The 13,402-nt window shown below is 59.9% G+C and carries 10 protein-coding genes; 9 read left to right on the forward strand and 1 reads right to left on the reverse strand.

What is annotated here, in order from left to right; translation table 11 throughout:
- The first annotated feature begins 26 nt into the window (after positions 1-26).
- From msbA to FJU30_RS07730, 5 genes are all read left to right on the forward strand, one after another.
- Positions 27-1,775 carry a lipid A ABC transporter ATP-binding protein/permease MsbA gene (gene msbA, locus FJU30_RS07710; protein ID WP_150434662.1) on the forward strand — a complete coding sequence of 583 codons (1,749 nt, stop codon included), beginning with the start codon at positions 27-29 and terminating at the stop codon, positions 1,773-1,775.
- On the forward strand, positions 1,772-2,779 hold the full coding sequence (gene lpxK / locus FJU30_RS07715) for a tetraacyldisaccharide 4'-kinase (RefSeq protein ID WP_150434401.1): 1,008 nt from the start codon (positions 1,772-1,774) through the stop codon (positions 2,777-2,779). Before msbA ends, lpxK begins: the two co-directional genes overlap by 4 nt.
- 71 nt (positions 2,780-2,850) lie before the next feature.
- Positions 2,851-3,033 carry a Trm112 family protein gene (locus tag FJU30_RS07720; RefSeq protein ID WP_150434402.1) on the forward strand — a complete coding sequence of 61 codons (183 nt, stop codon included), beginning with the start codon at positions 2,851-2,853 and terminating at the stop codon, positions 3,031-3,033.
- Positions 3,030-3,785 (forward strand): 3-deoxy-manno-octulosonate cytidylyltransferase, encoded by a 756-nt coding sequence (gene kdsB, locus FJU30_RS07725; protein WP_150434403.1) that lies wholly within the window; start codon positions 3,030-3,032, stop codon positions 3,783-3,785. The genes FJU30_RS07720 and kdsB overlap by 4 nt, the downstream gene beginning before the upstream one ends.
- Before the next feature lie 145 nt (positions 3,786-3,930).
- Positions 3,931-4,824 (forward strand): YcbJ family phosphotransferase, encoded by an 894-nt coding sequence (locus tag FJU30_RS07730; RefSeq protein WP_150434663.1) that lies wholly within the window; start codon positions 3,931-3,933, stop codon positions 4,822-4,824.
- On the opposite strand, the gene elyC is transcribed toward FJU30_RS07730, so the two are convergent.
- On the reverse strand, positions 4,804-5,616 hold the full coding sequence (gene elyC / locus FJU30_RS07735; protein ID WP_150434404.1) for an envelope biogenesis factor ElyC: 813 nt from the start codon (positions 5,614-5,616) through the stop codon (positions 4,804-4,806). The two genes, FJU30_RS07730 and elyC, sit on opposite strands and share 21 nt — an antisense overlap.
- 192 nt (positions 5,617-5,808) lie before the next feature.
- Here elyC and cmoM point away from each other — a divergent pair, with 192 nt between their 5' ends.
- The 4 genes from cmoM to mukB are packed head-to-tail and all read left to right on the forward strand — an operon-like array spanning position 5,809 to position 13,064.
- The gene (cmoM, locus tag FJU30_RS07740; protein ID WP_150434405.1) at positions 5,809-6,594 is read left to right on the forward strand and encodes a tRNA uridine 5-oxyacetic acid(34) methyltransferase CmoM; all 786 of its coding nucleotides are present in this window, start codon (positions 5,809-5,811) and stop codon (positions 6,592-6,594) included.
- Entirely contained in the window at positions 6,591-7,913 is a 1,323-nt protein-coding gene (gene mukF, locus FJU30_RS07745; RefSeq protein ID WP_150434406.1) for a chromosome partition protein MukF, read from the forward strand. Before cmoM ends, mukF begins: the two co-directional genes overlap by 4 nt.
- Positions 7,894-8,622, forward strand: coding sequence for a chromosome partition protein MukE (gene mukE / locus FJU30_RS07750; protein ID WP_150434407.1), 729 nt, complete (start codon positions 7,894-7,896; stop codon positions 8,620-8,622). Before mukF ends, mukE begins: the two co-directional genes overlap by 20 nt.
- Entirely contained in the window at positions 8,619-13,064 is a 4,446-nt protein-coding gene (gene mukB / locus FJU30_RS07755) for a chromosome partition protein MukB (protein ID WP_150434408.1), read from the forward strand. The genes mukE and mukB overlap by 4 nt, the downstream gene beginning before the upstream one ends.
- Positions 13,065-13,402 lie beyond the last annotated feature (338 nt).

Raw genomic sequence — 13,402 nt, forward strand, 5'->3', positions numbered from 1 at the left:
ATTTCTCTCTGGCTCAGGTTTATTGCATGTTGAATGATAAAGATCTCTCCACCTGGCAGACCTTCCGTCGCCTATGGCCGATGATCTCTCCTTTTAAGACGGGGCTAATGGTTGCCGCCGGGGCGCTTATTGTGAACGCCGCCGGCGATACGCTGATGCTCTCTTTGCTTAAGCCCCTGCTGGATGAAGGATTCGGTAAGGCCGACGCCAGTATTCTGGTGTGGATGCCGCTGGTGGTGATTGGACTTATGCTGCTGCGCGGCGTGTCGGGCTATGTTTCCAGTTACTGTGTCGCCTGGGTTTCGGGCAAGGTAGTGATGGGGATGCGCCGCCGTTTGTTCAGCCACATCATGGGCATGCCGGTGGCGTTTTTCGATCAGCAGTCGACAGGGACGCTGTTGTCGCGCATCACTTATGACTCCGAGCAGGTGGCTGCATCCTCTTCCGGCGCGCTGATTACCGTGGTGCGCGAAGGGGCGTCGATTATCGGCCTGTTTATTCTGATGTTTTATTATAGCTGGCAGCTGTCGATTATTCTGATTGTCATCGCGCCCATCGTCTCTATCGCGATCCGTATGGTGTCGAAACGCTTCAGAGATATCAGTAAGACCATGCAGAACACCATGGGACAGGTCACCACCAGCGCCGAGCAGATGCTCAAAGGGCACAAAGAAGTGCTGATCTTCGGCGGACAAGAGGTAGAGTCCGAGCGTTTCAATAAGGTGAGCAACCGCATGCGACAGCAGGGCATGAAAATGGTGTCCGCCTCGTCGATCTCCGATCCGATCATTCAGCTGATAGCCTCTCTGGCGCTGGCCTTTGTGCTTTATGCGGCCAGCTTTCCCAGCGTGATGGAAACGCTGACCGCCGGGACGATCACGGTCGTGTTCTCCTCAATGATCGCGCTGATGCGCCCGCTGAAATCGCTGACCAACGTAAACGCCCAGTTCCAGCGCGGGATGGCTGCCTGTCAGACCCTGTTCGCGATTCTGGATATGGAGCAGGAAAGGGATGACGGCACGCGAGAACTGACGCGCGCGCAGGGCGATCTGGTGTTTAAACACGTCAATTTCGCCTACCCGGGCAAAGAAATGCTGGCGTTGAATGATGTCAACTTCCATATTCCGCCGGGCAAAACCGTGGCGCTGGTCGGCCGCTCCGGCTCAGGGAAATCGACCATCGCCAATTTGCTGACCCGTTTTTACGATATTCAGTCGGGCGAAATTCTGCTGGACGGTTACGATTTGCGCGAGTATACGCTGGCGTCGCTGCGCAGTCAGGTGGCGCTGGTATCGCAGAACGTACACCTGTTTAACGATACCATCGCCAATAATATCGCCTATGCCAGTAACAATCGCTACAGCCGCGAAGAGATCGAGCGGGCGGCGCAGATGGCGCACGCGATGGACTTCATTAGCAAGATGGAAAACGGCATGGACACCATTATCGGTGAAAACGGCGTGATGCTGTCCGGCGGTCAGCGTCAGCGTATCGCCATTGCGCGCGCGCTGCTGCGCGATTGTCCGATCCTGATCCTTGACGAAGCCACATCGGCGCTGGATACCGAATCTGAACGCGCTATTCAGTCTGCGCTGGATGAACTGCAGAAGAATCGTACCGCGCTGGTGATCGCGCACCGTCTGTCGACGATTGAAAAAGCCGATGAGATTTTGGTGGTTGAGGACGGGCGCATTATCGAGCGCGGCGATCATACGACGCTGCTGGAAGCCAACGGCGCCTATGCTCAGCTGCACAGACTGCAGTTCGGCCAATGATTGAGCGCATCTGGTCGGGGCGTTCGCGGCTGTATCTTTTGCTGCTGCCGCTTTCCTTTTTGTATGGCGCGCTGGCCGCGCTGAATCGGAAAAGCTACCAGTGGGGCTGGCGCAAACGCTGGCGCGCGCCGCTGCCGGTGGTGGTGGTAGGCAACCTGACCGCCGGCGGCAACGGTAAAACGCCGGTGGTGATCTGGCTGGTTGAGCAACTGCAGCGGCGGGGATTCCGGGTCGGCGTGGTGTCGCGCGGCTACGGCGGCCATGCGGAACGCTACCCGCTGCTGGTTAACGATCAGGTTACTACCCGGCAGGCCGGTGACGAACCGGTGCTGATTTTTCAGCGCACCGGCGCCCCGGTCGCCGTGGCGCCGCGTAGGCGTCAGGCGATTGAGGCGCTGCTGGCGCAGGGCGAACTGGATATTGTGGTTGCCGACGACGGCCTGCAGCACTATGCGCTGCAGCGTGACGTGGAGCTGGTGGTGGTGGACGGCGTTCGCCGTTTTGGCAACGGCTGGTGGCTGCCGGCCGGTCCGATGCGCGAACGCGCCGGACGCCTGCGCACGGTGGATGCCGTTATCGTCAACGGCGGTCAGGCGCGGCCCGGCGAGCTGGCGATGCGGCTGACGCCGGGCGAGGCGATCAACTTACTCAGCGGCGAGCGTTGCGCGCCGGCCCGGCTGCACAATGTGGTGGCGATGGCGGGCATCGGTCATCCGCCGCGTTTCTTTGCCACGCTGCGCGAGCTGGGCGTGCCGGTTCAACGCGAGGTGGCGTTCAGCGACCATCAGGATTATCAGGTGGAACAGCTGGACGCGCTGACTCAGGGTTCTTCACGGCCGCTGATAATGACGGAGAAAGACGCGGTGAAATGCCGCGCTTTTGCCCGGCCCGACTGGTGGTATCTGCCGGTTGACGCCGCCTTCAGCGATGAGCAGGGACGCGATCTGCTGAGCCGCCTGACCGCGCGAATCGAATATTTTCGCCAGCAAAAGGCGCGGGGATAGCGGATCGCCCGCAGGGGAGTATGCTATTCTCAGCGAAATTTTCTGGCAACTGCGTTCCGAAGGGAGGATGCATGGATCACCGTTTACTCGAAATTGTCGCCTGTCCGGTATGCAACGGGCGGCTGTATTTTAATAAAGAGAAGCAGGAACTGATTTGTAAGACGGACGGCCTGGCTTATCCGTTTCGCGACGGGATCCCGGTATTGCTGGAAACCGAAGCGCGGACGCTGACCGTGGATGAGAAAACGCAATGAAATTCACCGCCATTATTCCGGCGCGTTTCGCGTCCAGTCGTCTGCCCGGCAAACCGCTGGCCGATATTCACGGCAAGCCAATGGTGGTGCACGTAATGGAGCGTGCGCGCGAATCGGGTGCGAACCGGGTTATCGTGGCGACCGATCACCCGGATGTCGTCGCCGCGGTGCAGGCCGCCGGCGGCGAAGTCTGCCTGACCAGTCCGGACCATCACTCCGGCACTGAGCGGCTGGCCGAAGTGATCGACCGCTATGACTTTGCCGACGATGAGATCATCGTTAACGTGCAGGGCGATGAGCCATTAATCCCGGCGGTGATCGTGCGTCAGGTAGCGGAAAATCTGGCCGGCTGCCAGGCGGGCATGGCGACGCTGGCCGTACCGATCGACAGCAGCGAGGAAGCCTTCAACCCGAACGCGGTGAAGGTGGTGACGGATGCCCAGGGTTATGCGCTCTATTTTTCCCGCGCCACCATTCCCTGGGAGCGCGATCTGTTCGCCGTGTCGAAGGCGACGCCAGGCGATCATTTGCTGCGCCATATCGGTATTTACGCCTACCGCGCCGGTTTTGTGCGCCGCTATGTGGGTTGGGCGCCCAGCCCGCTGGAGAATATCGAGATGCTGGAGCAACTGCGCGTGCTGTGGTATGGCGAAAAGATCCATGTCGCCGTCGCCAGAGCGGTTCCTTCGGTCGGCGTGGATACGCCGGAAGATCTGCAGCGCGTGCGCGAGCGCATGGCGCCCTCATCCTGACCTTAGCCGCCGGCGCCGGGCTGAACGTTCCGGCGCCGCCGTCCGCTCCTATCCCCGCTTTATTTGATCTGCATTGGAGAAATTGCCGCCTGGCCGCTGCATCATGCCCGGTAACGCCGGGTTATCCGATAGGGGTCGGACAGTGATGGAACAATTAAAAGCCGAATTGAGCGTGGTGCTGGGCGAATCGCTCAGCCGGCTGGAGCCGATTAGCGAACAGCCTTACGCCAATTTATATGCGCTTTACGACAGCGACGGCAACCCGATGCCTTTGTTGGCCAAGAGCTATGTGTGCCAGGGCGTAGCGCAACAGGAAGCCTACAAATTGTCGATGCTGGCGCGCGAAGGGGATATTCGCCTGCCTACCGTATATGGTCTGGTGACCACGCAGCAGGCGCCGTACCGTGAACTGCTGTTGATCGAACGGCTGCGCGGAGTGCCGGCCGAGGCGCCGTCGCGTAGTCCGCGGCGCTGGACGCTGCTGATGGATCAGATCGTCGAAGGCGTGCTGGCCTGGCACCGCATAGACAGTCACGGCTGCGTCGGTACGGTCGACAGCATGCAGGAAAACAGCTGGTTTAACTGGTATCAGCAGCGGCTGGAGGTACTGTGGGCCACGCTGACCAACGTCAGCGCGCCGTTGTTGAACGCGGACGATCGTTCGCTGCTGTACCGTTCGCGCCAGTGCCTGCCGTCGCTGTTCGCCGATTTCGCCGAAGGCAGCGTGCTGGTGCACGGCAATTTATCCCTGCGCAGCATGCTGAAAGACGCGCGCACCGATCAACTGCTGGCGATGATTAATCCCGGCATGATGCTATGGGCGCCGCGCGAATATGAACTGTTCCGTCTGTGCGAGGCCGGTATGCCGGAACAACTGCTGTACCGCTATCTGAGCAAAGCGCCGGTAGCGGAATCCTTCCTGTACCGCCGCTGGCTCTATATGATTTGGGACGCGGTAGCGCGCTACATTCATACCGGACAGTTCGACCGCCCGCTATTCGCCGCCGCTTCGCGCCAGCTATTGCCCTGGCTGGCGTGATGCCTGCGCGTCGTCGGGGGAATGCGCCGCCGGCTTCACGCCTTTCAGCCGCTGCCATACGCCGCCGAGCCATTCATACCAGGCGCGTTCGCTGTGCGACAGAAAAAATGACGACGGTATAATCTTTTCCCATGGCTGCAGCGTCGAGGTAATCGCCATCTGGTTGGCGGGCGCGGGAATAGGGTGGAGCCCCTGAGCCTGGAAGAAACGCATGGCGCGCGGCAGATGGCTGGCCGACGTCACCAGCAGGAACGGCTGCTGCCCGATCAGTCGGGCGGCGCTGGCGGCCTCTTCTTCGGTATCTCGCGGCGTATCCAGCAGCAGAATATCGCCGGCCGGCACGCCGAGACTTTCGGCGACACGGCCGGAAACGGCGGCGCTGCTGACCGGATTACCGGAGGCCGGCGCGCCGGTGAACACCAGCTTAGCGCCAGGGTTGGCGCGATACAGGCGTATTCCTTCCGTAACGCGCGGCAGGCTATTGTTGAGCAAATTTGAACTGGGCGCCCAGTCCGGGTTATAGGTATAGCCGCCGCCCAGCACCACGATATAGCGCACCGCCTGCTGGTCCCGCCAGGTCGGATAATGGGACTCGACCGGCCCCAGCAGACGATCGGCGACCGGCTGCAGACTAATCAACAGCAGGATTAGCCAACTGGCGGAAAGGACGATTTTTCCCCCTTTTTGCCAGCGGGTAAACCATAGCAGGCAGAGCGCGACACCCATAAGCAGCAACAGGAACGGCAGGGGTTGCATCACCCCGCCGACAAATTTTTTAATGGTAAAAAGCATACAATGGCGCTCCCTTTGGGCGAAAAAACGACATCCAGGCGTATATTATGCGGTTAGCAGATTTATTCTACGTCAGGCTGTGACAAAATAGCAGGTTTGGAAGCAAGCAACGATCCCGACGACAGGCGCAGCCAGCCGGTCCCGAGTCCTGAGAGTCCGATACGGGTTAACCAGAAGTGGAGTGGCTAAGCGATGCAGGATCGCAATTTTAACGATATTGCGGAGAAGTTCGCCCGTAATATCTACGGTACCACCAAGGGAAAGTTGCGTCAGGCCGTTCTGTGGCAGGACCTGACCGGGCTGCTGACGCAGCTGCCGGCGCGTCCGCTGCGCATTCTTGACGCGGGCGGCGGCGAAGGGCACATCGCCTGTCGGCTGGCCGCGGCGGGTCATCATGTCTTGTTGTGCGATCTGTCGGATGAGATGATTCAGCGCGCCCGCGCCGCCGCGCTGGCCCAGGGCGTGGAAAACCGGATGCGTTTTGTGCAAAGCGCGGCGCAGGATATCAGACAGCATTTGGAACAGCCGGTGGATCTGGTATTGTTCCACGCGGTGCTGGAGTGGGTGGCGCAGCCGCAGCAGGCATTGCAGGCGCTGGCCGGTTGTCTGGCGCCCGGCGGCGCGCTGTCGCTGATGTTTTACAATTATCATGGCCTGCTGATGCGCAATATGGTGCTGGGCAATTTCGCCTATGTGCAGGCGGGGATGCCGAAACGCAAACGGCGTTCGCTGTCGCCGGATCATCCGCTGGATCCGCAGCAGGTTTATCAATGGCTTGAGCAGCTCGGTTTCACTCTGACCGGTAAAACCGGCGTACGGGTGTTTCATGACTATCTGCAAAATAAGCAGCAGCAGAGCGAAGACTTTGCGCAGCTGCTGGCGCTGGAGCAGCGCTATTGCCGGCAGGAACCCTTTGTCAGCCTTGGGCGTTATATCCATGTCATGGCGCAAAAACCTTATTTGAAGGATGGACTATGAGTGATTTTTCCCAGACTGTACCCGAACTGGTCGCCTGGGCACGAAAAAACGATTTTTCTCTTTCGCTTCCGACCGAGCGTCTGGCCTTTTTACTGGCAATCGCGACGCTGAACGGCGAGCGTATGGACGGAGAGATGAGCGAGGGAGAACTGATCGATGCTTTCCGTCACGTCAGCCAGGGATTTGAGCAAACCTCAGAAACCATTACCGTGCGCGCCAACAATGCGATCAACGATCTGGTGCGCCAGAGGCTGCTGAACCGATTTACCAGCGAACTGGCCGACGGCAACGCGATTTACCGTCTGACGCCGCTGGGTATCGGCATCACCGACTACTATATTCGCCAGCGCGAATTTTCCACGCTGCGCCTGTCGATGCAGCTGTCCATTGTGGCGCAGGAACTGGGCCGCGCGGCGGAGGCGGCGGAAGAGGGCGGCGATGAGTTCCACTGGCATCGCAACGTGTTTGCCCCGCTGAAATACTCGGTGGCGGAAATCTTCGACAGCATCGATCTGTCGCAGCGTATTATGGATGAACAGCAGCAGGGGGTAAAAGAGGACATCGCCTCGCTGCTGACCCAGGACTGGCGCGCCGCCATCACCAGCTGCGAGCAGTTGCTGTCGGAAACGTCGGATACGCTGCGCGAACTGCAGGATACGCTGGAAGCGGCCGGCGATAAGCTGCAGACCAGCCTGCTGCGCATTCAGGACGCCACCATCGGCGACGAGACGCTGGGCTTCGTCGATAATCTGGTTTTCGATCTGCAGGCTAAACTGGACCGCATCATCAGTTGGGGGCAGCAGACCATCGACCTGTGGATCGGCTATGACCGGCACGTGCATAAATTTATCCGCACCGCCATCGATATGGATAAAAATCGCGTGTTCGCCCAGCGCCTGCGCCTGTCGGTACAGAATTATTTCGATCATCCCTGGGCGCTGACCTTCGCCAATGCCGATCGCCTGCTGGATATGCGCGATGAGGAACTGGCGTTGCGCAGCGAAGAAGTGACCGGCGAGCTGCCGCCCGACCTGGAGTACGAAGAGTTCAGCGAAATGCGCGAGCAACTGGCGGCGATGATTGAACAAGCGTTACAAACCTATAAACAGCAGCAGATCCCGCTCAATCTGGCGGATGTGATGCGTGACTATCTGACACAGTATCCCCGCTCCCGTCATTTTGATGTGGCGCGTATCGTGGTCGACCAGGCGGTTCGCCTGGGCGTGGCCGAAGCTGATTTCACCGGATTACCCGCCGTCTGGCAGGTAATTAATGATTACGGAGCCAGGGTACAGGCCCATGTCATCGACAAATATTGAACAAATCATGCCAGCCAGACTGGCCACCGCGTTATCGAACGCGTTATTCCCCGCGCTGGACAGCCAGCTGCGCTCCGGGCGGCATATCGGCATTGACGAGCTGGAAAATCATGCTTTTTTGATGGATTTTCAGGCCGAACTGGAGACTTTTTATGGGCGTTACAATGTGGAGTTGATCCGGGCGCCGGAAGGGTTCTTCTATCTGCGCCCGCGCTCCACTACCCTTATTCCCCGTTCGGTGCTGTCCGAACTGGATATGATGGTCGGCAAAATTCTGTGCTACCTCTACCTCAGCCCCGAACGGCTGGCGCATCAGGGGATTTTCAGCCAGCAGGAGATGTATGAAGAACTGCTCAGCCTGGCCGATGAAAATAAATTGCTGAAGCTGGTCAACCAGCGTTCGACCGGTTCCGATCTCGATCGACAGAAGCTACAGGAAAAGGTGCGCACTTCGCTTAACCGTTTGCGCCGTCTGGGCATGATCTACTTCATGGCCAACGACAGCGGTAAATTCCGCATCACCGAGGCGGTGTTCCGTTTCGGCGCCGACGTGCGCGCCGGCGACGACGCGCGCGAAGCGCAACTGCGCATGATCCGGGACGGCGAGGCGATGCCGCTGGAAAGCAGTCTGTCGCTGAACGATGACGGCGAGGATAACGACGCGTCAGCCAATAACCGACCAGAAAGCGCTGAGGATGAACAGGAATGATAGAACGCGGTAAATTTCGCTCATTAACGCTGGTGAACTGGAACGGTTTCTTCGCCCGCACTTTCGATCTGGATGAACTGGTGACCACGCTGTCCGGCGGCAACGGCGCCGGGAAATCGACCACCATGGCGGCGTTTATTACGGCGCTGATTCCCGACCTGACGCTGCTGCATTTCCGCAATACCACTGAAGCCGGCGCCACCAGCGGGTCGCGCGATAAAGGCCTGCACGGCAAGCTGCGCGCCGGCGTGTGTTATTCCACGCTGGACGTGGTCAACTCGCGCCATCAGCGCGTGCTGGTCGGGGTGCGTCTGCAGCAGGTCGCCGGACGCGACCGTAAGGTCGACATTAAGCCCTTTACCATTCAGGGACTGCCGACGGCCCTGCAGCCCACTCAGCTTCTGACCGAGATGACCGGTGAGCGTCAGGCGCGCGTGCTGTCTCTGCCGGAACTGAAAGAGCGGGTGGAAGCGCTCGAAGGCGTGCAGTTTAAACAATTCAACTCGATTACCGACTATCACTCGCTGATGTTCGATCTGGGAATTGTGCCGCGCCGGCTGCGTTCGGCGTCCGACCGCAGTAAATTCTATCGCCTGATCGAAGCGTCGCTGTACGGCGGGATCTCCAGCGCCATCACCCGATCGCTGCGCGATTACCTGCTGCCGGAAAACAGCGGCGTGCGTAAGGCGTTCCAGGATATGGAAGCCGCCCTGCGCGAAAACCGTATGACGCTGGAAGCGATTCGCGTTACTCAGTCGGACCGCGATCTGTTCAAGCATCTGATTTCGGAGGCCACGTCCTACGTGGCCTCCGACTATATGCGCCACACCAACGAGCGTCGCGTTCATCTGGACGGCGCGCTGGCGCTGCGGCGCGATCTGTTCGGCAGCCGTAAACAGTTGGCCAGCGAACAGTATCGCCATGTGGAAATGGCGCGTGAGCTGGCGGAGCAGAGCGGGGCGGAAAGCGATCTGGAAACCGATTATCAGGCGGCCAGCGACCACCTGAATCTGGTGCAGACCGCAATGCGCCAGCAGGAAAAAATCTCCCGCTATGAGGCCGATCTTGAAGAGCTGACCTTTCGTCTGGAAGAACAGAACGAAGTGGTGGAAGAGGCGCGCGCGGTGCAGGAGGAAAATGAAGCGCGGGCCGATGCGGCTGAGCAGGAAGTGGACGAACTGAAAAGTCAGCTGGCCGACTACCAGCAGGCGCTGGACGTACAGCAAACGCGCGCCATTCAGTATCAGCAGGCGCTACAGGCGTTGGAACGCGCGCGCGAACTGTGCCAGCAAAACGATCTGACGGCCGATAACGCCGAACAGTGGCTGGAAACCTTCCAGGCGCAGGAACAGGAAGCCACCGAACTGTTGCTGCAACTGGAGCAGAAGCTGAGCGTGGCCGACGCGGCGCACGGACAATTTGAACAGGCCTGGCAACTGGTCGTCCGCATCGCGGGCGAGGTGAGCCGGGGCGAGGCGTGGCAGGTCGCGCGTGATTTATTGCGCGACAGCGCGTCGCAGCGCCATCAGGCGGAGCGCGTTCAGCCGCTGCGTATGCGTCTGTCCGAACTGGAACAGCGGCTGCGCGAACAGCAGGATGCCGGACGTTTGCTGCAGGAGTTCTGCAAGCGCAACGGGCAGGATTATCAGCCGGAAGATCTGGAATCTTTGCAGCAGGAGCTGGATGCCCGTATCGAGTCTCTGTCTGCGCTGGTCGCTGAGGCGGGCGAGCGCCGTATGGCGCTGCGCCAGGAGCAGGAACAGATTCAACAGCGGCTCCAGCGGCTTAGCGCCCGCGCGCCGGTCTGGCTGGCGGCGCAGGAAGCGCTGACGCAATTGAGCGAACAGTGCGGCGAAGCGTTCGGCAACAGCAGCGATGTGACGGAGTTCATGCAGCAGTTGCTGGAGCGCGAGCGTGAAACCACGGTGGAACGCGATGAAGTGGCGGCCAGCAAGCGGCAGGTTGAAGCGCAGATTGAGCGCCTCAGCCAGCCGGGCGGGGCGGAAGACTCGCGTTTGAACGCGCTGGCGGAGCGTTTCGGCGGCGTGTTGCTGTCGGAAATATACGATGACGTAACCTTCGACGATGCGCCGTACTTCTCTGCGCTCTATGGGCCGTCGCGCCATGCGATTGTGGTGGCCGATCTGTCGCTGGTGCGTGAACATCTGGATTCGCTGGAGGATTGTCCGGAGGATCTCTACCTGATCGAAGGCGATCCGCAGTCGTTCGACGATAGCGTATTCGCGGTGGAAGAGCTTGAGCAGGCGGTCGTAGTCAAGATCTCCGAACGGCAGTGGCGCTATTCCCGTTTTCCGCAGGTGCCGCTGTTCGGGCGCGCCGCGCGCGAAAAGCGACTGGAAAGCTTGCGCGACGAACGGGAGTCGCTGGCGGAAAGCTACGCCACCCTATCGTTCGACGTGCAAAAAATCCAGCGCCTGCACCAGGCGTTTAGCCGCTTTGTCGGCAGCCATCTGGCCGTGGCGTTTGATAACGATCCGGAAGCTGAGATGCGTCCGCTGCAGACGCGCCGCGGCGAACTGGAGCGGGCGCTGGGCAACTTCGAGGGTGAACACCAGCAGCAGCGCCAGCAGTATGAGCAGGCCAAAGAGAGCGGCGTGCTGCTCAACCGGCTGATCCCACGCATCAGTCTGCTGTGCGATGATGCGCTGCAGGATCGGGCCGAAGAGATCCGCGATGAACTGGACGAAGCGGAGGATGCGGCACGTTTCCTGCATCAGCATGGCGCGACGCTGACCCGGCTTGAACCGCTGTTGGGCGCGCTGCAAAGCGATCCGGAACAGCACGAACAGCTGCGGGAAAGCTACGCGCAGGCGCAGAACGCGCAGCGCCAGGCGAAACAGCGGGTGTTCGCCCTTAGCGAGGTGGTGCAGCGTCGGGCGCACTTCAGCTATAGCGATTCGGCCGGTATGCTGAGCGAAAATTCCGACCTGAACGATCGTCTGCGTCAGCGCCTGGAGCAGGCGGAAGCGGAACGCAGCCGCGCGCGCGAACTGCTGCGCCAGCATCAAAGCCAGCTGACGCAGTACAGTCAGGTGCAGGCCTCGCTGAAGAGTTCCTATGATGCGCGTCTCGATATGCTGAAAGAGCTGACGCAGGAGCTGCAGGATATCGGCGTGCGCGCCGATCCGGACGCCGAGGCGCGCGCGCGCGCGCGGCGCGATGAGCTGCATGCGGCGCTAAGCAGCAACCGAGCGCGGCGCAACCAGCTGGAAAAACAGATCACTTTCTGCGAAGCGGAAATGGACAGCCTGCAAAAGAAACTGCGCAAACTGGAACGCGATTATCACCAGATGCGCGAGCAGGTGGTGGAAGCGAAAGCCGGCTGGTGCGCCGTGATGCGGCTGGTTAAAGATAACGGCGTAGAGCGGCGTCTGCACCGGCGCGAGCTGGCTTATATGGACGCCGACGAGCTGCGCTCGATGTCGGATAAAGCGTTGGGGGCGTTGCGCCTGGCGGTGGCCGATAACGAACACCTGCGCGACGTGCTGCGACTGTCGGAAGACCCTAAACGGCCGGAGCGGAAAATCCAGTTCTACATCGCCGTCTATCAGCATCTGCGCGAACGTATTCGTCAGGATATTATCCGCACCGACGACCCGATCGAAGCGATTGAGCAGATGGAGATCGAACTGAACCGGCTGACCGAAGAACTGACCGCGCGTGAACATACGCTGGCCATCAGTTCGCGCAGCGTGGCCAACATTATTCGCAAAACCATTCAGCGCGAACAGAACCGGATCCGCATGCTTAACCAGGGGCTGCAGGCGGTGTCGTTCGGTCAGGTGAAGAGCGTGCGGCTGAACGTCAATGTGCGGGAGGCGCACACCACGCTGCTCAACGTGCTGTCGGAACAGCAGGAGCAGCATCAGGATCTGTTCAATAGCAATCGCCTGACCTTCTCCGAAGCGTTGGCCAGACTGTATCAACGCCTGAATCCCCATATCGATATGGGGCAGCGGACGCCGCAAACTATCGGCGAAGAGCTGCTGGATTACCGCAACTATCTGGAGATGGAAGTGGAAGTCAACCGCGGCGCGGACGGCTGGCTGCGGGCGGAAAGCGGCGCGCTCTCGACCGGCGAGGCTATCGGGACCGGCATGTCGATTCTGGTGATGGTGGTGCAGAGCTGGGAAGAGGAGTCGAAACGGCTGCGCGGCAAGGATATTTCTCCCTGCCGCCTGCTGTTCCTCGATGAGGCCGCCCGACTGGACGCGCGTTCGATCGCCACGCTGTTTGAGCTGTGCGAGCGGCTGGAAATGCAGCTGATTATCGCCGCGCCGGAAAACATCAGTCCGGAAAAAGGCACGACCTATAAGCTGGTGCGTAAGGTGCATAATAACCACGAGCATGTCCATGTGGTCGGCCTGCGCGGTTTCGCCAGCGAACCACGCGAACAGGTTTCGCAGGAACAGGCTTCCTGATCGCTCAACGCGGCCGGCGGCGTCGGTTGACGCCCGCCGGCTTTTTTTTGCCACGCGTATGCTCATTCCTGCGGGACGGCGCTGCGTTTTTTCGTCTTGCGCGCGCGGCGGCCGTATAAACCGGCCGGCGAAACGCACCGTCTGGTGAGCAAAAAAACTTTTCTCTTTATATACTAACGATTAAGTTAACCAGAGTTCCTGATGCCGCTATACAGGGTAGGGCATCAAAACAGTTTAATTAAAGGTAGCCCATGCCTTGCCCGTTAATATTGATGCGCGTTGTGTGGCGATGATGAAAAAAATGGTTGTAACCCAGAAGGCTGAGCGGGAATTGTCGT

It is taken from the genome of Affinibrenneria salicis, assembly GCF_008710095.1.